The sequence below is a fragment of the Aeromicrobium duanguangcaii genome, from assembly GCF_024508295.1.
Classification (GTDB): domain Bacteria; phylum Actinomycetota; class Actinomycetes; order Propionibacteriales; family Nocardioidaceae; genus Aeromicrobium; species Aeromicrobium duanguangcaii.
In genome coordinates, this window is sequence record NZ_CP101990.1 from 774,628 (window position 1) to 799,244 (window position 24,617).

Consider the following 24,617-nt stretch of genomic DNA (forward strand, 5'->3'; position numbering starts at 1 on the left):
CATGGACTCGACCCTCTCGACCGTCGGACTGCCCGCCGCGCTCGGCATCATCATGTTCGGGCTCGGTCTCTCACTCACCGTCGGCGACTTCGCGCGCGTCCGTCAGTCGCCGCGGGCGGTCGTGATCGCCTTGGCGTGCCAGCTGGTCCTGCTGCCGATCGTCTGCTTCGGGCTGGTCCTGGCACTCGACCTCCCACCGCTGCTCGCGGTGGGCATGCTGCTGCTCGCCGCGTCGCCCGGCGGCAGCACGGCGAACCTGTTCAGCCACCTGTTCCGTGGCGACGTCGCGCTGAACATCACCCTGACGGCGATCAACTCGATCGTGGCGATCGTGTCCCTGCCGATCGTGACGAACCTCGCGATGGCCTACTACGACCTCGGCGACGAGGTCTCGCTGCAGTACCGCAAGGTGGTCGAGGTGTTCGCGGTCGTCCTGGTGCCGGTGGCCCTGGGCATGCTCGTCCGGGCCAAGGGCCCCGACTTCGCGCACCGGATGGACAAGCCCGTGCGGATCGGGTCGGCGGTGCTGCTGCTGATCATCATCGTCGGCATCGTGGCCGACCAGCGCTCGAACGTCGGCGACTACGCGGCCTCGGTGGGCCTGGCGGTCGCGATCTTCTGCGCGGCCAGCCTGGTCATCGGCTATCTCGTTCCGTGGTGGGCCGGGGTGAAGGAGAGCCAGGCCGTGGCCTGCTCGTTCGAGATCGGCGTGCACAACGCGACGCTGGCGATCTATGTGGCCGTCGAGGTTCTCGACAACGTCGAGCTGTCGGTGCCGGCGGCGGTCTACGGGCTCGTGATGTTCCTGCTGGCCACCCTGTGGGGCCTGGCCCTGACGCGCTGGATCCTGCCGCGGCGGACGGAGACGAGCGCGTTACCGTCGCAGCATGCCTGAGGTTCATTTCGACGACCGCGAGGACGCCGAGGCGTTCGTCGCGGACCTGGAGTCACACGGTCTCGCGCATCGGCTGCACCGCGACGAGTTCGCGGGCGAGGACGACTTCGAGGACGCGGCCTGGCTCGTCGAGGTCGACGCGGCCGTGCCGGACCTGCGCGAGCGGGCCGAGCGGGCCGGCGGCTGGCTGGTGGAGGCCCCCGGCGCGAGTCGATCGGCACCGCCGCCGCTGCCCGAGGCGCCCCGCCGGATCAAGGGCGCCGGGAAGCCGTGACGGCTCGACCTCAGAGGGAGAGCTCGTCCTTGGGCAGCCGGATGACGCCGTCGTAGATCGTCACCAGCACCTGGTCGAGCACGGCCTCGCGGTCGAAGGGCCGGCCGGTCCACCGGGACATCTCGGCGGCGAACCACAGGGAGCCGAAGATCTGCTCGTGGGCGAGCCGGACATCGACCTCGTCCTTCATGAGATCGGGGATGCCGTTGACGGTGATCGTCGTGGCGACGTCGAAGAGGGCGTCGAGGCGCTCGATGAGCTTGCTGCGGACGGGGGAGTCCGGGCCGAACGCGGTGGCGCCGATGAGTGGTCCGAGCTCGACGGCCAGGTCGGCCAGCTCGGCGAAGAAGCGCCGGATGCCGTCCTGGATCTCGCGGGTCGAGCCGGCGAGGTCGCGGCTGATGCTGCGGGCGTTCTCGTTGGCCCGCACCATCGCCGCGTCGATCGACTCCAGGACGGACGCCTCGAAGAGCTCCTCCTTGGAGGGGAAGTGGCGATAGAGCATCGCCTCGTTCACGCCGGCCTCCGCCGCGATCTCGCGGGTGCGGGTGGCGGCGTAGCCCTTCTCGGCGAACACGCGGCGGGCCGAGTCGGTGATCTGAGCACGCCGAAGCTCGGCGGACATGCGCCGTTTGGGGCCTCGTTCAACACTCACGCGAGAAACGGTAGGTCACATCCTTGGAACATGGGCGGAAAGGCCTGAAACGGGTGTGACGCCTGTGACTGAAGGTACGGAATGGGCGCGCCAGGGTAACGGGAATCACAAATTTTTTTGAATTCGTTTGCAAGCCGCGTCATGACGCCCCTAATCTGGCGTCACTTCAGAGAAGTCAATACCTACTTACTTAGGTCCGGATGCTGCCCCGGGCCTTTGCACAAGGAGAAGAACATGAGCGTTCCGAAGCCGCTCGTAAGGACCCGCCTGCTGATGGCGCGCCCGGTGATGCACTCCGCGCGGGTGAGCCTGGGCGCCAAGCGCACCATGGCCGACTCGATGGCTGGAGCCTCACGTGCCCCCGAGGGCGCCATCTACGACTTCGACGTGATCGCCGGCCTCCCGGTGCAGTTCGTCACCGTCGAGGGCACCGGACCGGCCACCGGCCGAGCCACCATGATCTACCTGCACGGTGGCGGTCACGTCGTCGGCAGCTCGCGCGCCTACCGTGCCTTCGCGGCGCACCTGGCGATGCACTCGGGCATGGACGTGCTGTTGCCCGAGTACCCCCTGGCCCCCGAGAGCCCCTACCCGGCGGCGCTCGACTCGCTCATCGCGCTCTACCGGGCGCTGCCCAGCTACGGCGTCGACCCGACCACCGTGGTCCTCGCCGGCGACGACGCCGGCGCCGGCCTGGCCCTGGCGATGGCGCTGGAGATCCGCGACCACGGCCTGCCGATGCCCGCCGCGATCGGCATGATCAGCCCCTGGCTCGACATGAGCGCCGACATCGAGCGCGCGCGTCCGTCGGCCTCCGACCCCTGGTTCACCCCGGCCCTGGCCACGCGCTGGGCCCGCACCTACCTCGGTGGCGCCGACCCGCGCGACCCCGGCGCCTCGCCCCTGCACGGCGACTTCGACTCGCTGCCGCCGATCGTCGTGCACTACAGCGGGCTGGACCCGCTGCACACCGACGCCGAGGCGTTCTTGCAGAAGGTCACGGCGAAGGCCGACGGCCCGCGCGTGATCGCTCGCGAGTACCCCGACATGTGGCACTCCTTCCACCTGCAGGCCGGTCGCCTCGAGGCCGCCGACGAGGCGGTCGAGGAGTTCGGCACGGCGGTGGCGTCGCTCGTGCAGATCCCGGGTCGCCACGGCGACGTCGTGCCGATCAACCGCCCCGTCGCGGGCCAGGGTGGTCGCGAGCTGCGACTGGTCAGGCAAGTTGCTGCCGCAGGAACTCCATCTGTATGAGCTTGAGGTTCTCGGCGACCTCTTCCTGAGGTGTCATGTGGGTGACCCCGGACAACGGCAGCACGGTGTGCGGGCGTCCCGCCGCCAACAGGGCGGAGGACAGCCGCAGGGTGTGCGCCGCCACGACGTTGTCGTCCGCCAGGCCGTGGATCAGCATGAGCGGCCGCTCGAGACGCGGTGCCAGCGGCAGCAGTGAGTTGGCGTCGTAGACCTGCGACTCGGTGGCCGGGTGTCCCAGGTAGCGCTCGGTGTAACAGGTGTCGTAGAGCCGCCACTCGGTGACGGGCGCTCCGGCGACCGCTGCGTGGAAGACGTCCGGGCGGGCCAGCACCGCGAGCGCCGAGAGGTAGCCGCCGTACGACCAGCCCGTGATACCCACCCGGCCGGCGTCGACGTCGGCGGGCCAGCGCTCGGCGACGGCGGCCACCGCGTCCACCTGGTCCTGCAGGGTCACCTCGGCGAAGCGGTGGTGGATCTCGCGCTCCCAGGCCGAGCCGCGGCCGGGCGTGCCGCGGCCGTCGGCGACCACGACGCAGAAGCCTTGGTCGGCCATCCACTGCGCCTCGAGGAACATCCGTCCCGAGGCCAGCACCCGCTGGGCGTGCGGGCCGCCGTACGGGTCCATCAGCAGCGGCAGCCGCCGCGAGCCCGGCACGTGGTCGCGGGGGAACAGCACCGCAGCCCGCAGCTCGCGGTCGCCGAGCCGCACCAGCTCGACGTCGGGCGTGAGGGGAGCGGGCTCGGACAGGACCCGGATCGGTCGGGGCTCCCCGCCGGGAGCGTGCACGGTGACCGTCGTGGTCGTCGACGTGAGCTCGCTGCGGACCACCACGAGTGTGTCGCCGCCCGCGACGGCGCCGTGGACGGCGCGTCCCTCGGTGAGCACCTCCGCCGAGCCGTCGAGACCGAACCGCACGAGGTGCACCTCGGTGGGCTCGTCCGAGGCAGTGGCGAGGACCCCGGAGTCGGACACGTCGACGATCGAGCGGACCTGCCACGCGTCGCCACTGAGGGCTTCGCCGTCGACGCACACGCGGCGCCGGCCGTCGACGTCCTCCACCGTGACGAGGCGACCACCCGGAGCACGCCGGGGAGCGGAGGACAGCTCGACCCACGCGTCGTCGGCGAGCTCGCGCAGGGTGCGGGTCGCGCCGGTCGCCGGATCGACCTCGAGGACGAGGCTGCGCCGCTGGTCGCGGCTGAGCACCTGCAGCACCGGGTCGGAGCCCTCGGACCAGTCCACCCGGGCGAGGTACTCGAACGCCTCGTGGTCCCACATCACCTCGGTCGGCTCGGTGCCGTCCAGGGGGACGTGCCAGAGCGTCACGATGCTGTTCGGCGTGCCCGCGGCGGGATACCGCTGCTCGACGGCGGGACGGTCGGGATTGGCCGGATCGGCGATGTGCCAGACGGGTACCTCGGCGTCGTCGTACCGCTCGACCAGCAGCGAACGGCCGTCCGGCGCCCACCAGAACCCGCGCATGCGGTCCATCTCCTCGGCGGCGATGAACTCGGCGCGGCCCCAGGCCTGGGTCGGGGTCTCGGGCGACACGAGAGCGCGGTCCTCGGTGCCGGCGACGTCGACGATGCGCAGCTCGCCGGCGGAGTTCGCGTAGGCGACGTGACGTCCCGTCGGGTCGAGACGAGGATCGATGACCGCCCCCGTCGCGGGCAGCTCGCGCACGGCGTTCGCCCCGAGGTGGACCGCGAACAGCCGGCCCGACAGCGTGAAGCACGCCCACCGTCCCGTGCCGTCGACGTCGTACGAGACCAGCCCGCCGGCCGACTCGCGAGCGCGCTCACGGCGTGACCGCTCCTCGGGGGAGAGGTCCTCGTCGGCGCCGGCGAGCACGTCCTGCGGGTCCACCAGCAGCGACTCCGTCCCGGAGGCGACGTCCAGCTCCCACAGCTGGCCCGAGCGGGTGACGCCGTCGGGCGTGCGGATGAAGCGAACGGTCGCGCCGTCGGGCGAGACGGTCACGTTCCGCGGGATGCCGAGGGTGAAGCGCAGGGTGCGCGCCGCGAGCCGGGGGTAGGAGTCGGTCATGGGCCCATCTTGGCAGGGGCGCTCTAGATTGGAGCCATGCCCGATCGCCGCCTGCTGCTGGTCCATGCCCACCCCGACGACGAGTCCATCGGATCGGGTCTCGCCATGGCGAAGTACGCCGCCGAGGGAGCGCACGTCACGCTCGTCACCTGCACGCTGGGTGAGCACGGAGAGGTGCTCGTCCCGGAGCTGGAGCATCTGGCCGCCGAGCGCGAGGACAACCTCGGTCCCCATCGCCTCGGCGAGCTGAGCGACGCGATGGCGCAGCTGGGTGTCACGGACTTCCGCCGGCTCGGCGGGGACGGGACCTATCGCGACTCCGGAATGGTCTGGGACGAGAACGGCAACGCCGCCGCGATGGACGAGATCGACCCCCGCGCCTTCTGGCGTGCCGACCTGCTGGAGGCGGCCGATCACCTGGTGGCCGTGATCCGCGAGGTGCGGCCGCAGGTCCTGGTGACGTACGACGAGTTCGGCGCCTACGGTCATCCCGACCACATCCAGGCGCACCGCGTCGCGCACTACGCGGCCGCCCTGGCCGCGGTGCCCTCGTTCCGGCGTGACCTCGGTGAGGCGTGGGACATCCCCAAGATCTACTGGACCGCCGAGTCGGCGTCGCGACTGCGCACGGCCGCCGCGCAGTTGGAGCAGGCGGGCCAGGAGATGCCGTTCCAGTTCGATCTGGAGAACCTGCCCCCGATGTTCGCCGAGGACGAGGACCTGAGCGCCGCGATCTCCTCGTCACCCGAGCACGTGCAGGCCAAGCTCGCCGCGATGCGCGCGCACGCCACGCAGATCACTCCCGACGGCCAGTTCTTCGCGATGGGGATGGACCTCGCGGCGATCACCTGGGGCACCGAGTACTACCGCCTGGCCAAGGGCGTCCCGGGGCCGGTCGGCGCGTCCGGGCTCGAGGAGGATCTGTTCGCCGGCTTGGGCTGATCCACGCAGTGGGCGAGGACCCGTAGGCTTGACGGGTGGAGAAGTCCGTCGATCAAGCCGCCTTCCGTGGTGCGTTGTCGCGATTCGCCAGCGGGGTGACGGTGGTGTCGACCGCCCATGACGGTGTCGACCACGCCATGACCGCGAGCGCTTTCACGTCCGTGTCCCTCATTCCGCCACTCGTCCTGGTGTGCACCAACAGGGGCAGCCGTTTTCACGACGCCGTGCGCCAGTCCCAGCGCTGGGGCGTCTCGATGCTCTCCGAGCACGGCCGTGAGGCGTCGGCGTGGTTCGCCCACCGCGGGCGGCCGCTGGCCACCCAGTTCGACCAGATTCCGCACCACCGCAGTCCCGGCGGCCTGGCGCTGCTCGACGACGCCCTGGCGTGGCTCGAGTGCGAGACCGAGGCCGAGCACGACGGCGGCGACCACCTGATCCTGGTGGGCCGCGTGCTGTGGGCCGACTACCAAGACGACGCCGACGACCCCCTGCTGTACTACCGCTCGCACTACGGTTCGATCGTGCGCCAGCCCGAGTCCGAGAAGACCGTGTACCGGAGCGGCCGGTGAGCCGGCGTCGTGCGCTGGCCGTGACCGGGGGAGTCGTGGCCGTCCTGGCTGCCGCGTATGTGGGCGGATACGTCCTCACCGGCCAGCGCCTGCCGGCCGACACGACCATCGCCGGTGTCGACGTCGGCGGCAAGAGCCCCGATGACGCCGAGGCCGAACTGACCCGCGGGCTGGCCGAGCGGGTCGAGGAGCCGATCGTCGCGACGTTCGAGGAGCAGAAGTTCGAGCTCGACCCCGAGCAGGCGGGACTGGCGGTCGACGTGCCGGCCAGCATCCGGGCGGCCGGGGGTCGCTCGTGGGACCCGCGGGACATGGTCGCGCTGTTCGTGGGCGGGTCCGACCACGATCCGCGGCTCACGGTCGACGAGACCAAGCTCGCGGCCGCCGTCGCCTCCATCGCCGAGACCGTCGATCAGCCCGTCGTGCAGGCGCAGATCACGTTCCCCGACGCCAAGCCGAAGGCACGGCAGCCGAAGCCCGGCAACCAGGTTCCCCAGGAAGAGCTCGCCCAGACGATCCGCGAGTCGTGGCTGACGACCGACGAGCCGCTGCGCGTGCCGGTCGCGTCCGTGGCGCCGGCGGTCGACCGGGCCGGTCTCCAGAAGGCCATGCGCGAGATCGCGCAGCCGGCCGTCTCCGGTCCCGTGACGCTGAAGGTCGGCTCGAGCCGGGCCGACCTGCCGGTCACCGCGTACGCGCCCGCCCTGTCCGTCGTGGTCCGCGACGGACGGATGGTGCCCACGATCGATGCGAAGGACCTGGCCGGTCCGCTGACCAGCTCCGTGACCGGCATCGGCCGCCGGGCCGTCGACGCGTCGTTCCGCTTCGAGGGCGGCAAGCCGGTCGTCGTGCCCAGCAAGGCCGGCATCGGCCTGGATCCCCAGACGATGGCCGAGCAGCTCGTGCCGGTGCTGACCAAGGCCGGCGACCAGCGCTCGATCACGGTCGAGGCGACCGCCGTCCAGCCCGACTTCACGACGAAGGACGCCGAGGCGCTCGGCATCAAGGAGCGGATCGGTAGCTACACCACCCAGTACCCGCACGCCGACTACCGCAACACCAACCAGGCCGAGGCGGCCCGCCGGATCAACGGCACGATCCTCCAGCCCGGCGAGACGTTCAGCTTCAACGAGATCGTCGGTGAGCGCACCGCGGCGAACGGCTTCGTCTCGGGCTTCGTCATCAACGGGGGAGTGTTCCGCGAGGAGCTCGGTGGCGGCGTCTCGCAGGTCGCCACGACCGCGTACAACGCCGCGTTCTTCGCCGGTCTCGACGACGTCGAGCACCACCCCCACGCGTTCTACATCGACCGCTACCCCGTGGGTCGCGAGGCGACCATCTACTACGGCAGCCTCGACCTGCGCTTCCGCAATCCCTACAAGACCGGCGTCGTGATCCGGGCGTGGGTCGACAAGAGCGGCCCGGGCTCGTCGGGACGGATGAACGTCGAGATGTACGGCACCAAGGTCTACGAGGTGAAGTCGCGCCAGAGCGAGCGCTACAACTTCCGCGAGCCGCGCACGCAGTACGACGACACCCCCGCGTGCGTCTCGCAGGCGCCGGTGACGGGCTTCGACATCGACATCCACCGCGACTTCTACCAGGGCGGCAAGCGGGTCAAGACCGAGAAGGACACCGCGTACTACCAGGCCGCCGACCGCGTGATCTGCGGAAAGAAGCCCCAGGGCGACTGAGGCCCGTCACCTCAGGAGGTCGTGAGGTAGCGGTAGGCGTGGTGCGTCGTGAAGCCGTAGGGACGGTAGAGCGCCAGCGCCGGCTCGTTGCCGCGCAGGGTCTGCAGGTAGGCCTTGTCGGCGCCGTGGGCCGCCGCCCACGCCAGTGAGGTCTCGACGATCCGCCGCGCCAGGCCGCGCCGCCGGTGGGCCGGGTCGACCTCGACGGCCGCCAGTCCCGCCCACTCGCCGGTGACGACGACCCGGCCGATCGCGACGTCGTCCAGCGACAGGAAGCCCACCGTGGCGGGCCCTTCCAGCACGGCGCGCGCGGTGGCCGGATCCGTGACGCGTCCGTAGTGCCGGAGCCACGCGTCGTCGGCGTGCGCCTCGACGACCACGTCGGGGTCGGCCGCGGGCACGGCGGTGAGGTCGGCCACCTGGACGATCGCGCCGGGCGGCTGGCCGGTGACGGGGACCCATCCGGCGTCCTCGAACCGGCGGTCCCACGGCGAGCCCTCGACGAGCTGGGCCAGCGGCCGCAGCGCGCGGGAGGCGTAGAAGTCGACGACGGCGCCGAACGGGTCGTCGGTGCGCGGGTCGCCGTGGACGGCGACGGAGTTGGCGCGTCCGGTGAACCCGGCCGACGCCCGCAGCTCCCAGTCGCCGAGGGGGACCGACTCCACGGCCGGCCAGCCCCGCAACGTGATCCGGGTCAGCTCGTCGGGCGAGAACGTGGCGGCGCGCCGGGTGCGCCTGGGGCGATCGGGCACGACGCGCATGGCCAGGACGGTGCCCGTGGGCACGAAGGCGAGCTCGCCGTCACGGCGCTCGATCCGCAGTCCGTCTGACCCCGCCGTCACCACGCGCCCCACGACGTCACGCACGCCGTCGCCGTCGCGATGGCGCACGGAGACGCGTCGTCCGACCAGATCCACGACGACACGATCTCATGGGGCGAACCCGGCCAGCGGAGGTTGGGTCCCACACGTGATACTGGGACCGACCCCGAAGGAGCAAGCCCGTGACGTATGTGATCGCCCAGCCGTGTGTCGACATCAAGGACCGTGCCTGTGTGGACGAGTGTCCTGTCGACTGCATTTACGAGGGCAACCGCATGCTCTACATCCACCCCGATGAGTGTGTGGACTGCGGCGCTTGTGAACCCGTCTGCCCGGTCGAGGCCATCTTCTACGAGGACGACACCCCGGACGAGTGGAAGGACTACTACGACGCGAACGTGCACTTCTTCGACGACCTGGGCTCGCCCGGTGGCGCCGCGAAGATGGGCGTGATCGACGCCGACCACCCGTACGTCAAAGCCCTGCCGCCGCAGAACCAGGAGTGATCCGCCGTGGGTCACGCCTCGGTGTCGGGACGGTTCCCCGACTTCCCGTGGGACACGATCGCCGAGGCCAAGGCCCGCGCCGCTGAGCATCCCGGCGGCCTGGTCGACCTGTCGATCGGCACCCCCGTCGATCCGACCCCCGAGGTCGCTCGCCAGGCGTTGATCGCCGCGGCCGACTCCCCGGGGTACCCGACGGTCCTCGGACCCGAGTCGCTGCGGCGCTCGGTCGGGGACTGGCTCGACCGCCGCTTCTCGATCCCGGGCATCGGCACCGACGAGGTGCTGGCCACGATCGGCAGCAAGGAGCTGATCGCGAACCTGTGCGTCCAGCTGGGCCTCGGCTCCGGGGACGTCGTCGGTCTGCCCGAGACGGCGTACCCGACCTATGCGGTCAGCGCGGCGTACGCAGGAGCCACCGCGATCGCCACCGACTCGCGCGTGGCCTTCGGCCCCCAGCGCCCGAAGCTGGTGTTCATCAACTTCCCGGCCAACCCGCACGGCCGCGTGGTCGGCCGCGAGCACCTGAAGGCGTGGGTCGACTACTGCCGCGAGTCCGGGGCTCTGCTGGTCAGCGACGAGTGCTACCTGGAGTTCGTCTGGGAGGGCGAGCCGGTCTCCGTGCTCGACCCCGAGGTCAACGGCGGCTCGCTGGACGGGATCATCGCGCTGCACTCGCTGTCGAAGCGCTCCAACATGGCCGGGTACCGCGACGCCTTCGTCGTGGGCGATCGCACGGTGATCGCGGAGCTGCTCGCCGTGCGCAAGCACCTCGGCTTCATGCTGCCCACCCCGGTCGCCGCCGCCATGCAGGCCGCTTTGGGCGACGACGCCCACGTCGACGAGCAGCGCGAGCGGTACGCCCGACGCCGCGCGACCCTGCGCACGGCCCTCGAGGGTGCGGGATTCCGCATCGACCACTCGCAGGGCTCGCTGTACCTCTGGGCCACGCGTGACGAGCCGTGCCGCGAGACGGTGCAGTGGCTGGCCGAGCGCGGCATCCTGGTCGCTCCGGGTGACTTCTACGGCGCCACGGGCACGCGCCACGTGCGCTTCGCGTTCACCGCGACGGACGAGCGCATCGCCGCCGTGGCCGAGCGCCTGGCCTGATCATCGGGGCAGCTCGACGGCGTCGAGGGCCAGCAGCACGCTGCCCACGCAGGACGGCCGCTCGTCCAGCTCCGACGCCGTGACCCGCACCTGACGGGCGACCGGGGTCAGCGCATGGCGGCGCATCGACGCGCGGACCTCGTCGAGCAGGACGTCGCCGGCCGCGGCCAGCTCGCCGCCGATCACGACGACCTCGGGCCCCAGCAGGTTCGCCACCGTGGCGACCGCCTCGCCCAGGTGCCGGCCCGCGTCCTCGATCAGCCGACGCGCGCCCTGGTCGCCGTGCAGCGCTCTCTCGACGAAGCCGGGCACGTCGACCTCGCCGCCCATCGGGGCGAACTGCGCGATCAGCGCGGCGCCGCCGACGTAGGCCTCGAGGCAGCCGCGGCTGCCGCACCGGCACAGGGGACCGGACTCGTCCATCGTGAGGTGGCCCAGCTCGCCGGCGGTGCCCAGGCCGCCGTGGTGGACCCGGCCGCCGAGGACCAGACCGCAGCCCACACCGGACGCGATCTTGATGTAGACGAGGTCCTCGTGGCCCCGTCCGGCGCCACGGGTCCACTCGGCCAAGGCGCTCAGGTTCGCGTCGTTGTCCACGACGACGGGGCACTCGAAGGCCTTCTCGGCAGCTGACCGGGCGTCGACGCCGACCCAGCCGGGCAGGATCGAGCCGGAGTCGATGATGCCGTCGCGGCCGATGGGCGCGGGGATGGCCATCCCCACCGCCCGCAGGTCGTCGTGGGTGAGTCCGCCATCGCCGAGCAGGTCGTCGATCATCTGTCGGGCGAGGTCCAGCGCGTGATCACTCGAGGCGTCCGGCGCCAGCGGCACGACGCGCGCGGCCCGGATGTGCCCGGCGAGGTCGGCCAGGGCGACCTGCAGGTGCGAGTGGCCGAAGTCGACGCCGGCCACGACGCCCGCGCCGGGGGAGACGGTCACGATCGCGCCCCGGCGGCCCGATCCGGCCTGGGAGTCCAGGAAGCCCGCGTCCACGAGCTCGCGGATGATGCCCGAGACGGTCGCCGGCGCCAGCTGCGTGAGGCGGGCGATCTCGGCCTGGCTCAGCCCTCCGGCCTCGCGCACGACGCGCACGACGCGACTCTGGTTCGAGGCGCGCAGCGCAGCAGTGGTCCGGGGGCCGGTCGGCATGCGCTCACTGTCGCGCAGTGTGAACTTGTCGTCAAGTATCGAACGCAAGCCGGGGGAAGGCCAGTCGAGGGCGAGCGTTGTGTTCACCTGTTGACCTCAACAGTGTGACGTAGTTCACTGTTGGTACTCCACGCCGAGGTGGGGACGACATTTCTTGGAGGATCTGTGAACACCATCTCTCGCGTCGCCCGGGTGGCGGCGACCCTCACGATCGGCCTGGGCGCACTGGCCGCATGTGGCGCCAACGACGACGACAGCGGCGACGATGGTGGCGGTGGCGACAAGGAGAAGACGATCGCCCTGCTGCTCCCCGAGACCAAGACGACCCGGTACGAGAGCTTCGACAAGCCGCTCTTCGAGGCCAAGGTCAAGGACGTGTGCGACAAGTGCAAGGTCGACTACCTCAACGCCGACCAGGACGCCTCCAAGCAGCAGCAGCAGGCCCAGTCCGCCATCACGAACGGCGCGAACGTCCTGGTCCTGGACCCGGTCGACGGCAAGGCCGCCACCACGATCGTGAAGTCGGCGCAGAGCTCGAAGGTGCCGGTGATCGCGTACGACCGCTTCATCGAGGGCGCCGACTACTACGTCTCGTTCGACAACGAGCGGGTCGGCCAGTTCCAGGCCGAGGCGCTCGTGAAGGCCACCGGTGACGAGGGCGACATCCTCATGCTCAACGGCTCGCCGACCGACCCCAACGCGGCGCAGTTCAAGAAGGGCGCCCACTCGGTCCTGGACAAGAGCAACCTGAAGATCGTCGCGGAGTACGACAACCCCGACTGGAGCCCGGACAACGCCCAGAAGTTCACCAGCTCGCAGTTCAACAAGATCGAGCCGCAGGAGCTGGCCGGGGTCTACGCCGCCAACGACGGCCAGGCCGGTGGCGTGTTCGCCGCCTTCAAGTCCGCCGGTGTCACGAAGATCCCGCCGATCACCGGTCAGGACGCCGAGCTGGCCGCGATCCAGCGGATCATCGCCGGCGACCAGTACATGACGGTGTACAAGCCGATCCGCCGGGAGGCCGAGAAGGCCGCCGAGCTGGCCACCGACCTGGCCAACGGGGTCGACATCGCCGGATTCGAGGATGTCGACGGTGTCGCCTCGTTCATCCTGGACCCGATCGTGGTCGAGAAGGACAACATCAAGGACACGATCGTCAAGGACGAGTTCTACTCCGTCGAGGACATCTGCACGCCCGAGTACGCCGACGCCTGCAAGGCCGCCGGCCTCTCCTGAGCCCCCTGGTGCGGGGGCCGGCTCCGGTCGGCCCCCGTTCCGCACGTCCTTCGTCGCTCGAACCCCCCAGGAAGCCCCATGACCGCACCCGTCCTGTCCCTGCGAGGTGTCGCCAAGCGCTTCGGCGCCGTGCAGGCCCTCATCGACGTCGACTTCGAGGTCCGGCCCGGCGAGGTCGTGGCACTCGTCGGCGACAACGGCGCCGGCAAGTCCACCCTCGTCAAGATCATCTCCGGTGTGTACGGCGCCGACTCCGGCGTGATCGAGATCGAGGGCCGGCCGGTCCAGATCAACGGCCCGAAGTCCGCGCAGGCGCTCGGCATCGCCACGGTCTTCCAGGACCTGGCGCTGGCCGACAACCTCGACGTCGTCGCCAACCTCTTCCTCGGCCAGGAGTCGACCTCGGCCGGCGTCCTGGACGAGGAGTCGATGGAGTCGCGCAGCTGGGAGCTGCTCCGCCAGCTCTCGGCCAAGATCCCCTCCGTGCGGATCCCGATCGCGGGACTGTCCGGCGGCCAGCGCCAGACCGTCGCGATCGCCCGCAGCCTGGTCGGCGACCCGAAGATCATCATGCTCGACGAGCCCACGGCGGCCCTCGGCGTCGCCCAGACGGCCGAGGTGCTCAACCTGGTCGAGCGGCTCCGCGAGTCCGGCCTGGCCGTCGTGCTGATCACCCACAACATGGCCGACGTCCAGGCGGTCGCCGACCGGATCTACGTCCTGCGGCTGGGGCGCAACGCCGCGGAGTTCCGCATCGACGACGTCACGACCGACCAACTGGTCGCGGCCATCACCGGGGCCTCGGACAACGTCGTCGCCGCCCGCCGGGCGCGGGCCGAGGGCGCCGCCATCCCACCCATTCCGCTCCCTGACCTGCCGACGGAGGACGAGGCATGAGCTACGCCGACCGCGCCGACGAGCGCCTCGTCCAGGACACGTCCCCGCACGCCATGCTGACCAGCGTCGTGCGCCGGCTGCGGTCCGGTGACCTCGGGATGATCCCGGTCGTCGTCGGACTCGTCGTCATCTGGATCGTCTTCTACGCGATGAACCCGCGGTTCCTCTCGTCGCGCAACCTCGTCGAGCTGAGCCTGGACTCGGCCACCATCGGCATGATCTCGGTGGGCATCGTCCTGGTGCTGCTGCTGGGCGAGATCGACCTGTCGGTCGGCTCGGTCTCCGGGCTCTCCGGGGCGGTGCTGGCGGTCCTGCTGGTCTACCACGACTGGCCGCTGCTGGCGTCGATCCTCGCGGCGCTGTGCGCCGGACTGGTGATCGGCGCGTTCTACGGGCTCCTGTTCACGCGGTTCGGGGTGCCGAGCTTCGTCATCACGCTGGCTGGCCTGCTGGCCTTCCTGGGCGCGCAGCTGAACGTGCTGGGTCGCAACGGCACGGTGAACCTGCCCGGTGACTCCGCGCTGATCGACTTCGCGAACTTCACGTTCCTGCCGCCGTGGCTGTCCTACGTGCTCGCCGTCGGGGTGGGCCTGGCCTATCTGCTGGCGCGCCTGCGGACGCTGCGCCGTCGTGCGGCGGCCCAGCTCTCGGCCCCGAGCCTGCGGTGGATCGTCGTGCGAGCGGTCGTGATCGCGGCAGCGGTGGCGGGCGTGGCCTGGTACCTCAACATCGACCGCGGGATCGGCGCCATGCCGCTGCTGTGGGTGGGCGTCATCATCACCATGGACTTCCTGCTGCGCCGCACCACCTGGGGCCGGCACGTGTTCGCGGTCGGTGGCAACGAGGAGGCGTCGCGGCGTGCGGGCGTGCCCGTGAACCGCGTCTACATCTCGGTGTTCGCGCTGTGCTCGATGTTCGCCGCGCTCGGTGGCGTGCTGGCGGCCGGCCGCCTGCAGGCGGTCAGCCAGTCCAGTGGCGGCACCGACACCAACCTCATGGCGATCGCCGCGGCGGTCATCGGCGGCACGAGCCTGTTCGGTGGTCGCGGGTCGGTCTACTCGGCGCTCTTCGGCATGCTCGTGCTGCAGTCGATCACCAGCGGCCTCAACCTGGTCGGGGTCGACGCCTACGTGCGCTACATGGTCACCGGCGCCGTGCTGCTGCTGGCGGTCACGATCGACTCGCTCTCGAGGCAGGCGCGCAAGAGCAGCGGCAGTGGGTGAGGGCCGTTTGTGTCACGTGCGGACCAACCGCCTGCGGCTCGGTAAGGTCAGGTCATGCGAACTGAGACCGACGTCGTCGTCGATCACCTGACCAAACAGTTCGGCTCCGTCAAGGCCGTGGATGACCTCAGCTTCACCGTCCGTCCCGGCGCGGTGACCGGATTCCTCGGTCCCAACGGAGCCGGCAAGACCACCACCCTGCGGATGCTGCTCGGCCTGGTGCGACCCACGGGAGGCAGCGCCCTCATCGGGGGCAAGCGCTACGAGGACATCGCGCAGCCCGGCGCCACCGTGGGCGCCGCGCTCGAAGCCTCGAGCTTCCACCCCGGACGGACCGGACTGGACCACCTGCGCGTGTACGCGCCGCAGGTCGGAGCCAGCGACGCGCGCTGCCACGAGCTGCTCGAGCTGGTCGGCATGACCGACGCGGCCAAGCGGCGCGTCGGCGGCTACTCGATGGGCATGCGGCAGCGCCTGGGCCTGGCCTACGCGCTGCTGGGCGACCCGGACGTCATCCTGCTCGACGAGCCGGCCAACGGCCTGGACCCGCAGGGCATCGTCTGGCTGCGGCACCTGTTGCGCGCCTTCGCCGACGAGGGCCGCACGGTCCTGGTCTCGAGCCACGTGCTCAGCGAGGTCCAGCACACCGTGGACGACGTCGTGATCATCGCGAGCGGCCGCCTCGTGCACGCCTCGCCGCTGCAGGGCCTGCATGCCCTGGTCGAGTCGCGGGTCCGGATCGCCGGCCCCGCCCCCGAGCGCATCGCCGCGCTGGCAACCGACCGGGGCTGGCGTCACGAGCCGGTCGCCGGCGGCATCGACGTCGTCGACGTCCCCGCGGCCGAGGTGGGCGCCGCGGCCTTCGCCGCCGGCATCGAGGTCCACGAGCTGGCGAACGTCGGAGTCGGCCTCGAGGACGTGTTCCTGCGGCTGACCTCCAGTCCCGACGCCCCGGCGTCGCGAGGAGGTGTGGCCGCATGAGCGCCGCGTTCAAGGCAGAGCTGCGCAAGCTCTTCAGTACCCGTCTGTGGTGGCTGCTGGCCCTCGTGCTGGTGGCGTACCTCGTGTTCATCGCCGTGGTGATCTCGTTCTCGTTCACCGTCGACATGGGCGACGACTCGGGCATGCCGGTGGGTGAGGAGCTGGCGCGCGTCGTCTACTCGCTCACCAGTCCGATCGGCTACGTCTTCCCGCTCATCGTGGGCAGCCTGCTGTTCACCGGAGAGTTCCGCCACAAGACCATCACCGCGTCCCTGCTGGCCCAGCCCAACCGGTCGGTGCTGATGGCCGCCAAGCTGGCCGCGGCCGTCGTGGTCGGCCTGATCTACGGCGTCATCGGGACGGCCTCGACCGTGGCCGGTGCGGCTCCCGTGCTCGCGTGGCGCGGCGACGGCGCCTACCTCGGCGCCGAGAGCGTGCTGACGCTGCTCGGCATGTCGGTCCTGGTCATGACGATCTGGGCCGTCCTGGGCACCGCGATCGGCAGCGTCCTGACGAACCAGGTCGCCGCGATCATCGTGATCCTGGCGTTCACCCAGTTCGTCGAGCCGGTCGCGCGCGTCGCGCTCGGTGCCTGGGACGCGACGTCCGAGGTGGCCAAGTACCTGCCGGGCGCCGCGGCCGATGCCGTCCTGGGGTCGAGCTTCTTCGCCCAGGACACCACGACGGACCTGCTCTCGCGCGGGCCCGGGGCGATCGTGCTGCTGGCCTACGTGCTGGTGTTCGTGCTGCTGGGCCGCTTCGTGACCCTGCGCCGCGACATCGGCTGAGCGACTCCCGCCGCCGCCCCCTGGCAACTTTTGGAAACGGATCCACCTTTCTGCTCCGGCGGAAGGTGGATCCGTTTCCAAAAGTGCGAGCGGGGGAGGGGCCGAGGGGCCGAGGGCCGAGGGCTGAGCGAGCCCGCTCAGCGGCGGACGAACCGCACGTCGGTCCGGCTGGTATCCCGCGAGGGGCGCCAGCCGGGCTCGTCCTGGTCCGCGACCCAGGCCATGTCGTCGAAGGTGACCTCGCTGATGCGGAACTCGGTCGAGTTCGCCACGAGGAACTGCGCCAGCGCCCAGCCGCGGGTGTCGATCTGGTCGCCGGTCAGCGCGATCGCGTGCTGCCCGGACGAGGGATCGGAGTCGACGCGCACGCGCCCCCAGGCCTGGTTCAGGTAGGCCTCGAGGTCGGCGCCGGTGGACCCGGCCTTCGGGTCGGTCGCGCAGGCGAACGCCGCGGGGGAGTAGCCGCGCAGGGCCGAGGCCAGCACGCGCGCGTCCGCCTCGTGGTCCGCGTAGGCCTGCGGGAACCCCGAGCGCTGAACGGCCTGGGCGGCGTCGGTGATCTCCATGGACTCGTAGTCCTCGATCGTGGCCAGCGCGTCGTAGAACTTCCCGGTCGAGTAGACCGGATCGAGGATCTCCTCGACGGTTCCCCAGCCCTGCGAGGGCCGCTGCTGGAACAGCCCGACCGAATCGCGGTCGCCGTAGTCGATGTTGCGGATCTTCGACTCCTGGTACGCCGTGGCGATCGCGATGGTCGTCGCCCGCGGCGGCAGGCCGCGCTCGTGGGCCTGGGCCGCCATCAGCGCGGCCCACTTCGCCTGCTCGACGTCGACCTCGACCGTGCGGTCACCGACCGTCGCGACGCAGAACCCGCGGTTCTCGATGCCGTTCTCGAAGGACTTCAGGACGACGAACACGAGCGCCGCCGTGGCGACGACCGTGGCGACGATCCATCGCATCAGTTGGCGTGCAGGTCGGCGTTGAGCTCCACGCCGGTCCGGCCGCCGCGCGGACGGGCCTCCAGGGCGCCGGTCTGGCTGTTGGTCAGGAACAGGATGCCGTCCGCGCCCGAGAGCTGGGCGGCCTTGACGACCGAGCCGTCGGGCATGGTGACCTTGGAGCCGGCGGTGACGTAGGTGCCGGCCGCGACGACGCAGTCGTTGCCCAGCGAGATCCCGATACCGGCGTTGGCGCCGATCAGGCAGCCCTCGCCGACGCTGACGATCTCCTTGCCGCCACCGGAGAGCGTGCCCATGATGGACGCGCCGCCGCCGACATCGGAGCCGTTGCCCACCACGACGCCGGCCGAGATGCGGCCTTCGACCATGGCGTGGCCGAGCGTGCCGGCGTTGAAGTTGACGAAGCCCTCGTGCATGACCGTGGTGCCCTCGGCGAGGTGGGCGCCCAGGCGGACGCGGTCGGCGTCGCCGATGCGCACGCCGCTGGGCACGACGTAGTCGGTCATGCGGGGGAACTTGTCGACGCTCGTGACCGACACGACCAGCCCGGCGGCGCGGGCCCGGGCGCGGACCGCCTCGAAGTCGTCGACGGCGCACGGGCCGATCGAGGTCCACACGACGTTGGTCAGCAGGCCGAAGATGCCGTCGAGGCTCTGGCCGTGGGGCTGGACGAGGCGGTGCGACAGCAGGTGCAGGCGCAGGTAGACGTCGTAGGCGTCGGCCGGCGGCGCGTCCAGATCGGTGATCTCGGTGTGGATGACGTGGGTGCTGACTCCGCGAATCGGGTCCTCACGCTCCGCGGCGACCAGGTCGGAGGGCTCGACGGTGGTCTCGGGGGAGGGGCCGAGCATCGGCTCGGGGTACCAGACGTCCAGGACGGTTCCCTCGGGCGTGACGGTGGCCAGGCCCCAGGCGTGGGCCGATCGGGTGTCGCTCATGGGCCCAAGGCTATCGAGGCCGGTCACGCCCGTGATGGTGTGTCAGACGCCGCCGGCGAACCCGTGCTGGCGCCACGCCTCGTACACCGCGATCGAGGCGCAGTTCGCCAGGTTCATCGAGCGCCGTGACGGCAGCATGGGCAGTCGCAGCCGGTCCGTGACGCGCTCGTCGCCCAGGACCTCGTCCGGCAGCCCGGTCGGCTCAGGCCCGAACAGCAGCACGTCGCCGGGCTCGTAGGCGATGTCGGTGTACGCGGTCGTGGCGGCCGTGGTGAAGGCGAAGACTCGCGCCGGAAGCAACGCCTCGTACGCCTCCTCGAGGGTCGCGTGGACCGTGACGACGGCGAGGTCGTGATAGTCCAGACCGGCGCGGCGCAGTTTGGCGTCCTCGAAGTCGAAGAGCGGGTCGACCAGGTGCAGGTGACTGCCGGTGGCGGCGGCGAGCCGGATGGCGTTGCCCGTGTTGCCGGCGATGCGTGGCTCGAAGAACAGGATCCGGAACACGACCCCACAGTAGGCGGTAGCACTTTCTCGGCACTCCGGACGTCCGTTCCTGACAGGTGAGACGTGGTCAGGGAGGCGGGTGTGACGGGCCTACGGTCATCTCGACCCCTCAGCACCACGGGGTCGCCCGCACATCGAAAGGAACACCCGTGTCCGAGAACTCCCCCCTGATCGAGGCACCGAAGCGTCGCGGTCGCGCGATCGCCCTGGCCGTCGCCGTGCTCGTCGTCGTCGGCGCCCTGGTCGCCTTCGCCCTGACCCGCGGTGACGACTCCGCCGGCGCCGACCTGGAGAAGGTCAAGCTCGGCGTGGTCGGCGCGAGCGACCCGTACTGGAAGACGCTGAAGGACGAGGCCAAGGAGGGGGGCATCGACCTGGAGGTCGTCGACTTCGCGGACTACCCGCAGCCCAACCCCTCGCTGACCGAGGGCGAGATCGACATCAACCAGTTCCAGCACATCGTCTACCTGGCCGACTACAACGTCGCGAACGACCAGGACCTGACGCCGATCGGCTCCACCGCGATCTACCCGCTGGGCCTGTACTCGCAGAAGGTCGACTCGGTCGACGAGATCAAGGCCGGCGACACGGTCGTCGTCCCCGACGACGACAGCAACCAGGCGCGCGCGCTGGGCATCCTGCAGTCCGCCGGGCTGATCAAGCTCAAGGACGGCGGCTCGATCTTCTCGACGCTCGCCGACATCGACAAGGACGCCTCGAAGGTCAAGGTCAAGGCGATCAAGGCCGACCTGACGCCCACCTCGCTGCCCGACGTGGCCGCCGCGATCGTCAACAACGACTTCGTCGAGAAGGCCGGCCTGAAGTTCGAGGACGCCATCGCGAAGGACGACCCGTCCGACCCGAACGCGGTCCCGTACATCAACATCTTCGCCGTCCGCGCCGAGGACAAGGACAACGCGACCTACGCCAAGCTGGTCGAGATCTACCAGAACAGCAAGCTGGTCCAGGACGGCGTGCAGGAGATCGCCGGCGGCACGGCGCAGCTGCTCACGACTCCGGTCGCCGACCTCGAGGCCTCGCTGGCCAAGGTCGAGGCGGACACCCGCGCGCAGGGCTGACGATGGCACTGGTCGAGCTGCGTGACGTCCACAAGACGTTCGCGCCCACGAAACGCGGAGGCGCGCCGATCGAGGCGGTCCGAGGGGTCTCCCTCGACGTCGAGGCAGGCGAGATCCACGCCATCGTCGGCTACTCCGGCGCGGGCAAGTCCACCCTGGTGCGACTCGTCAACGCCCTCGAGCAGCCCACGTCCGGCACGGTGACGGTGGACGGCACGCGGCTCGACCAGCTGGGGGAGCGGGACCTGCGCCGGGTGCGGCAGGGGATCGGCATGATCTTCCAGCAGTTCAACCTCATGCGGTCGCGCACCGTGTGGGGGAACCTGGAGTTCCCGCTGAAGCTGGCGGGCGTCGACCCGGCCGAGCGCCAGCGGCGCATCTCCGAGCTGCTGCACTTCGTCGGCCTGGCCGACAAGGCGCACGCCTACCCCGAGCAGCTCTCGGGCGGGCAGAAGCAGCGCGTCGGCATCGCCCGGGCGCTGGCGACGAACCCGTCCATCCTGTTGGCGGACGAGTCGACCAGCGCCCTGGACCCCGACACCACGCGCGAGGTCCTCGGCCTGCTGCGCAAGGTGAACGACGAGCTGGGCATCACGATCATCGTCATCACGCACGAGATGGACGTCGTGCGGACGCTGGCGCACAAGGTCAGCGTCATGGAGGCGGGCCGGGTGGTCGAGAGCGGTCCGGTCATCGACATCTTCGCGCGCCCCCGCGAGCAGGTGACGAAGCGGTTCGTCAGCACGCTCGTCGACGAGGTCCCCCAGGGGGCCGAGCTCGAGGCGTTGCGGCGCCAGTTCGAGGGCCGCCTCATCGTCGTGGACGTCGAGGGGCACACCAGCCAGTCCGACGTGTTCACGGCGCTGGCGACCCGCGGTCTGTCCGTCGAGGTCGTCCAGGGTGGCGTGAACCGCGTCGGCCCGGCGGTCTTCGGCCACGTGACCCTGGCGGTCCGCGGCGAGGGAGTGGACGACGCGGTGGCCGAGGTCGGTCGCCTCGAGGGCGTGGAGGTGCTCGCATGATCAGCCAGGACACCAACCTGCCCGAGCTGTGGTCGCTCATCGGGACAGCGACGTGGGAGACCGTCTACATGGTCGCGATCACGGTCGCGATCGGCGGCTTCCTGGGCCTGTGCGTGGGACTCGCGCTCTACGCGACGCGTTCGGGCGGGCTGTTCGCGAACCGGGTCGCGTTCACGCTGCTGAACCTCGTGGTCAACTTCTTCCGGCCCATCCCGTTCGTCATCTTCATCGCGACGGTGCAGCCGCTGGCCCGTCTCGTGGTGGGCATCGGCATCGGCAACAAGGCGATCATCTTCGCGATGACGCTGGCCGCGATGTTCGGCATCGCCCGCATCGTCGAGCAGAACCTCGTGACCGTCGACGCCGGCGTCATCGAGGCCGCGCGGTCGATGGGCGCCAGCCGGCTGCGCATCCTCACGACCGTCGTCGTGCCGGAGGCGCTCGGCCCGCTGATCCTGGGCTACACCTTCGCCTTCGTCGCGATCGTCGACATGAGCGCGATCGCCGGCGCGATCGGCGCCGGCGGCCTGGGCAACTTCGCCCTGCAGTACGGCTACCGCCAGTTCGACACCGTCGTCACGTGGACGGTCGTCCTGATCATCGTGGTGTTCGTCCAGCTGGGCCAGTTCCTCGGCAACACCGCGGCCCGCCGCGTCCTGCGCTACTGACGGACCCCACCGGGGCTCCGACGCCACGGATCTCGTTGCGGGCGCGGACCGCATCGTGAGATCCCTGGAAACTGTCGGAGGCGCGTGACTGACTGGAGTCCTGCCTGCACGAGTGGACGTATGGAGGTGACCGTCATGATCGAGCCGATTCGCCGGCCGGTCTCGCAGCTGCGAGCCGGCGACCTGATCGCTCCGGACGATGGTGGGGACGTCTATGTCGTGTGCGCGATCTCCCAGCCGGTCGGCACGAGCCGCCGCGCCGAGCTCGTCGATGCCCTGACCGGCGAGGCCGGCCGCTGCGTGCTCCTCCCGCTGCACGACGCGGTGCTGACGGTGCCGGGCACCGCCCGGTGGATCCGTGTGCCGGGGTCCGACGGTCCGCCGGCCCACGTCCTCGTGGGTCCGCAGTTCGCCCTGCCCGAGGGGACCGGCGCCGAGGCATTCGGGGTCGAGATCGACCTGCTGAGCCGTCCAGGCTGGGAGGAGCTCCTGCGGGGTGCGCCGCTGGTGACGGCCGAGGCCGCCTGAACCGTCAGAGGAAGTCGCGCGGGTCGAACTCGTCGATCGGGATGACCTTGATGCGCGGCAGCTCGACGGTGAAGGCGTCCACGTCGTGCTCGAGGTCGAAGCACTCCAGGCCGCGAGGGACGAGCGCGGCGAACCGAGAGTTCCGGAACTCCTCGAAGCCCAGGACCGCGACGCGGCGGCTGCCCTGGACCAGCGCCTCGACCTGCGGCACGAAGTCGCCGTCGTTGCTGGCCAGCATGACGTCGGCATCGCGGCGCGCGATCTCCTCCAGCGTGCGCTGGATGGCCAGGTCGACGACCTTCTGGTCGGGCGTGCCCGACAGCGGCACCGGCCGGTAGCCGATCGAGGTCAGCGCCTGGACGAACGGCATCGGCAGCTCGGTGTCGACCGCGAGGAAGAACAGGCCCTGCACGGGCTGGTCCCAGACCTTCTCGGCGAACCGCAGCAACCGGTCCCACCGCGGGCGCTCCTGCGGCTGGGGGCGGCGGCCCAGGATGGACATGCCGAGGGTGGCGTCGATGTTCTCACCGTCGACCAGCAGGTAGGTCAGGGCGCCGGGCGCGATGTCGTTCACGGGTCGACCCTACGCGGAGTGGGACGAAGGCGGGAAAACACCTGCGCGATCGCGAGGGTTCCGCTTAGCGTTGGTCGCTCCATGCACATGCGCCCCATCCTCCTCAGCGCCCTGGCTCTCGTCACCCTCTTCGCCGGGTTGTCGACGGCTCCCGCTCACGCCGCACCCCGAGTCGGTCTCGTGCAGGCCGTCGGCGTCACGGCCACCTCCGTCACGCTCACGTGGCCGAAGTACCGGGGCGCGAAGACGTACCGGGTGCAGCGCGCGGCCAACTACGCCTTCACGAAGGGCGTCCGCACGGTCAAGGCCAAGCGGACTCGGGCCACCGTGCGCGGCCTGCGCCCCGGCGTCGAGTACTGCTTCAAGGTGCGTGCCTACAACCGCAAGGGCAGGCACGTCGCGACGAGCGCCCGCACCTGCAAGCCGACCGCCGCGATCTCCGTGCCGAGCCGGGGCGCCACCGTCAGCACCCTGACCTACAACATCTGCTCGAAGGCCTGCGACTCGAGCAAGGAGGCGTGGTGGGCCGGGATGAAGCCGTGGGCGCAACGACGACCCGTCGTGACCCGGACCGTCCTGGGCTCGGGCGCCGACGTGATCGCGCTGCAGGAGTCGTCCGGCTGGCGCACCGTCGCTGCCGACCTCCGGCCCACCTACACGGCCGTGCCGGACTTCGGCCACTACCAGACCTCCAGCCTGCTCTTCCGGACGTCGCGGTTCGACCAGGTCATGGTCACCGAGACGACGCCCCGTGCCGCCACGATCGAGCTCGGGAACGGACGCCGGGCGACCTGGTCCGAGCTCCGCGACCAGCGGACGGGCAAGCGCACGATCTTCGTGTCCGCCCACCTCTCGCCGGACAAGAGCGCCGCGGCGAACCGGCGTCGCAAGGCCGAGACCCTCTCGCTGATGCGCCAGGTCGACGCGGCGAACACGAACCGCTCCCGCGTGGTCTACCTGGGGGACTTCAACTCCAACAAGTCCCGCGGCCGCGCCCAGGACACCCCGGCCCGCGTGATGGGCGGCGCCGGGTACCTCGATGCCTACGACCAGGCCCGGACGCTGTCGCGACCGAACTACAACAGCGGGACCAAGGGCGAGCTCAAGCCGGTGAAGTCGTACACGTGGGGCGACCACGTCGACAAGGTGTGGATCCGCAAGGGTGACGGCATCGGCGTCCTGTCGTGGGCGAACATCAACCCGCGCCGCGGCGCGAAGTACGCCGGTCCGGTCGGGTCCGACCACTGCCCGATCCGCGTGGTCCTGCGCCTGTCCTGACCGCGGACACGACGACGCCCCCGGGAGTG

The 24,617-nt window shown here is 70.7% G+C and carries 26 protein-coding genes; 18 read left to right on the forward strand and 8 right to left on the reverse strand.

All coding sequences use genetic code 11. The features are described from left to right. Position 1 precedes the first annotated feature (1 nt). Both NP095_RS03930 and NP095_RS03935 read left to right on the forward strand, forming a co-directional pair. Positions 2-895, forward strand: coding sequence for a bile acid:sodium symporter family protein (locus NP095_RS03930; protein ID WP_232417275.1), 894 nt, complete (start codon positions 2-4; stop codon positions 893-895). Next, the gene (locus tag NP095_RS03935; protein ID WP_232417274.1) at positions 888-1,169 is read left to right on the forward strand and encodes a hypothetical protein; all 282 of its coding nucleotides are present in this window, start codon (positions 888-890) and stop codon (positions 1,167-1,169) included. The genes NP095_RS03930 and NP095_RS03935 overlap by 8 nt, the downstream gene beginning before the upstream one ends. A 10-nt stretch (positions 1,170-1,179) precedes the next feature. On the opposite strand, the gene NP095_RS03940 is transcribed toward NP095_RS03935, so the two are convergent. Then, complete coding sequence (locus NP095_RS03940) at positions 1,180-1,824, reverse strand: TetR/AcrR family transcriptional regulator (RefSeq protein ID WP_232417273.1); 645 nt, start codon at positions 1,822-1,824, stop codon at positions 1,180-1,182. A 234-nt stretch (positions 1,825-2,058) separates the two neighbouring features. Between NP095_RS03940 and NP095_RS03945 the strand changes: the two genes are divergently transcribed. Then, positions 2,059-3,078 (forward strand): alpha/beta hydrolase fold domain-containing protein, encoded by a 1,020-nt coding sequence (locus tag NP095_RS03945; RefSeq protein WP_232417272.1) that lies wholly within the window; start codon positions 2,059-2,061, stop codon positions 3,076-3,078. On the opposite strand, the gene NP095_RS03950 is transcribed toward NP095_RS03945, so the two are convergent. Next, the gene (locus tag NP095_RS03950; protein WP_232417271.1) at positions 3,041-5,125 is read right to left on the reverse strand and encodes a S9 family peptidase; all 2,085 of its coding nucleotides are present in this window, start codon (positions 5,123-5,125) and stop codon (positions 3,041-3,043) included. The two genes, NP095_RS03945 and NP095_RS03950, sit on opposite strands and share 38 nt — an antisense overlap. Before the next feature lie 36 nt (positions 5,126-5,161). Between NP095_RS03950 and mshB the strand changes: the two genes are divergently transcribed. The 3 genes from mshB to NP095_RS03965 are packed head-to-tail and all read left to right on the forward strand — an operon-like array spanning position 5,162 to position 8,330. Then, a complete protein-coding gene (gene mshB / locus NP095_RS03955) occupies positions 5,162-6,067 on the forward strand; it encodes an N-acetyl-1-D-myo-inositol-2-amino-2-deoxy-alpha-D-glucopyranoside deacetylase (protein WP_232417270.1) in 906 nt (301 codons plus the stop codon). Positions 6,068-6,102: 35 nt separating this feature from the next. After that, the gene (locus tag NP095_RS03960; RefSeq protein WP_232417269.1) at positions 6,103-6,636 is read left to right on the forward strand and encodes a flavin reductase family protein; all 534 of its coding nucleotides are present in this window, start codon (positions 6,103-6,105) and stop codon (positions 6,634-6,636) included. Further along, positions 6,633-8,330 carry a VanW family protein gene (locus NP095_RS03965; RefSeq protein WP_232417268.1) on the forward strand — a complete coding sequence of 566 codons (1,698 nt, stop codon included), beginning with the start codon at positions 6,633-6,635 and terminating at the stop codon, positions 8,328-8,330. The genes NP095_RS03960 and NP095_RS03965 overlap by 4 nt, the downstream gene beginning before the upstream one ends. An 11-nt stretch (positions 8,331-8,341) precedes the next feature. Here the strand turns inward: NP095_RS03965 and NP095_RS03970 are convergent, their stop codons facing one another. After that, positions 8,342-9,247, reverse strand: coding sequence for a GNAT family N-acetyltransferase (locus NP095_RS03970; RefSeq protein ID WP_232417267.1), 906 nt, complete (start codon positions 9,245-9,247; stop codon positions 8,342-8,344). A gap of 86 nt (positions 9,248-9,333) precedes the next feature. On the opposite strand from NP095_RS03970, the gene fdxA reads away from it, so the two are divergent. Together fdxA and dapC are read left to right on the forward strand one after the other, a co-directional pair. Next, entirely contained in the window at positions 9,334-9,657 is a 324-nt protein-coding gene (gene fdxA, locus NP095_RS03975) for a ferredoxin (RefSeq protein ID WP_187411781.1), read from the forward strand. Between the two features lie 6 nt (positions 9,658-9,663). Then, positions 9,664-10,764 carry a succinyldiaminopimelate transaminase gene (dapC, locus tag NP095_RS03980; RefSeq protein ID WP_232417266.1) on the forward strand — a complete coding sequence of 367 codons (1,101 nt, stop codon included), beginning with the start codon at positions 9,664-9,666 and terminating at the stop codon, positions 10,762-10,764. On the opposite strand, the gene NP095_RS03985 is transcribed toward dapC, so the two are convergent. After that, on the reverse strand, positions 10,765-11,913 hold the full coding sequence (locus NP095_RS03985) for an ROK family transcriptional regulator (protein ID WP_232417265.1): 1,149 nt from the start codon (positions 11,911-11,913) through the stop codon (positions 10,765-10,767). Positions 11,914-12,078: 165 nt separating this feature from the next. On the opposite strand from NP095_RS03985, the gene NP095_RS03990 reads away from it, so the two are divergent. The 5 genes from NP095_RS03990 (at position 12,079) to NP095_RS04010 (ending at position 17,038) form a co-directional block, all read left to right on the forward strand. Then, positions 12,079-13,149: a substrate-binding domain-containing protein gene (locus NP095_RS03990; protein ID WP_232417264.1), complete on the forward strand. Its 1,071-nt coding sequence runs from the start codon at positions 12,079-12,081 to the stop codon at positions 13,147-13,149. Between the two features lie 78 nt (positions 13,150-13,227). Then, positions 13,228-14,046, forward strand: a complete 819-nt coding sequence (locus NP095_RS03995; RefSeq protein ID WP_232417263.1) for an ATP-binding cassette domain-containing protein — start codon at positions 13,228-13,230, stop codon at positions 14,044-14,046. Then, positions 14,043-15,269, forward strand: a complete 1,227-nt coding sequence (locus NP095_RS04000) for a sugar ABC transporter permease (protein ID WP_232417262.1) — start codon at positions 14,043-14,045, stop codon at positions 15,267-15,269. Before NP095_RS03995 ends, NP095_RS04000 begins: the two co-directional genes overlap by 4 nt. 54 nt (positions 15,270-15,323) lie before the next feature. Beyond that, positions 15,324-16,250, forward strand: coding sequence for an ATP-binding cassette domain-containing protein (locus tag NP095_RS04005; RefSeq protein ID WP_232417261.1), 927 nt, complete (start codon positions 15,324-15,326; stop codon positions 16,248-16,250). Continuing rightward, complete coding sequence (locus NP095_RS04010; protein WP_232417260.1) at positions 16,247-17,038, forward strand: ABC transporter permease; 792 nt, start codon at positions 16,247-16,249, stop codon at positions 17,036-17,038. The genes NP095_RS04005 and NP095_RS04010 overlap by 4 nt, the downstream gene beginning before the upstream one ends. Before the next feature lie 137 nt (positions 17,039-17,175). On the opposite strand, the gene NP095_RS04015 is transcribed toward NP095_RS04010, so the two are convergent. From NP095_RS04015 to NP095_RS04025, 3 genes are read right to left on the reverse strand one after another with little or no spacing between them, the layout of a single operon-like run. Continuing rightward, positions 17,176-17,997, reverse strand: a complete 822-nt coding sequence (locus NP095_RS04015) for a hypothetical protein (protein WP_232417259.1) — start codon at positions 17,995-17,997, stop codon at positions 17,176-17,178. After that, positions 17,997-18,935, reverse strand: coding sequence for a 2,3,4,5-tetrahydropyridine-2,6-dicarboxylate N-succinyltransferase (gene dapD, locus NP095_RS04020; RefSeq protein WP_232417258.1), 939 nt, complete (start codon positions 18,933-18,935; stop codon positions 17,997-17,999). The genes NP095_RS04015 and dapD overlap by 1 nt, the downstream gene beginning before the upstream one ends. A gap of 42 nt (positions 18,936-18,977) precedes the next feature. Continuing rightward, positions 18,978-19,439 (reverse strand): tRNA (cytidine(34)-2'-O)-methyltransferase, encoded by a 462-nt coding sequence (locus NP095_RS04025; protein WP_232417257.1) that lies wholly within the window; start codon positions 19,437-19,439, stop codon positions 18,978-18,980. Positions 19,440-19,588: 149 nt separating this feature from the next. Between NP095_RS04025 and NP095_RS04030 the strand changes: the two genes are divergently transcribed. The 4 genes from NP095_RS04030 to NP095_RS04045 all read left to right on the forward strand — a co-directional run bounded on the left by NP095_RS04030 (position 19,589) and on the right by NP095_RS04045 (position 22,736). Continuing rightward, positions 19,589-20,518, forward strand: a complete 930-nt coding sequence (locus NP095_RS04030) for a MetQ/NlpA family ABC transporter substrate-binding protein (RefSeq protein ID WP_232417256.1) — start codon at positions 19,589-19,591, stop codon at positions 20,516-20,518. Between the two features lie 2 nt (positions 20,519-20,520). Further along, positions 20,521-21,540: a methionine ABC transporter ATP-binding protein gene (locus NP095_RS04035; RefSeq protein WP_232417255.1), complete on the forward strand. Its 1,020-nt coding sequence runs from the start codon at positions 20,521-20,523 to the stop codon at positions 21,538-21,540. Continuing rightward, positions 21,537-22,208, forward strand: a complete 672-nt coding sequence (locus NP095_RS04040; RefSeq protein WP_232417254.1) for a methionine ABC transporter permease — start codon at positions 21,537-21,539, stop codon at positions 22,206-22,208. The genes NP095_RS04035 and NP095_RS04040 overlap by 4 nt, the downstream gene beginning before the upstream one ends. Before the next feature lie 135 nt (positions 22,209-22,343). Then, complete coding sequence (locus NP095_RS04045; protein WP_232417253.1) at positions 22,344-22,736, forward strand: hypothetical protein; 393 nt, start codon at positions 22,344-22,346, stop codon at positions 22,734-22,736. Between the two features lie 4 nt (positions 22,737-22,740). Here NP095_RS04045 and NP095_RS04050 read toward each other — a convergent pair whose 3' ends face one another. Continuing rightward, positions 22,741-23,310, reverse strand: a complete 570-nt coding sequence (locus NP095_RS04050) for an NYN domain-containing protein (protein ID WP_232417252.1) — start codon at positions 23,308-23,310, stop codon at positions 22,741-22,743. Between the two features lie 81 nt (positions 23,311-23,391). Between NP095_RS04050 and NP095_RS04055 the strand changes: the two genes are divergently transcribed. Then, positions 23,392-24,588 carry a fibronectin type III domain-containing protein gene (locus NP095_RS04055; RefSeq protein WP_232417251.1) on the forward strand — a complete coding sequence of 399 codons (1,197 nt, stop codon included), beginning with the start codon at positions 23,392-23,394 and terminating at the stop codon, positions 24,586-24,588. Positions 24,589-24,617: the final 29 nt, after the last annotated feature.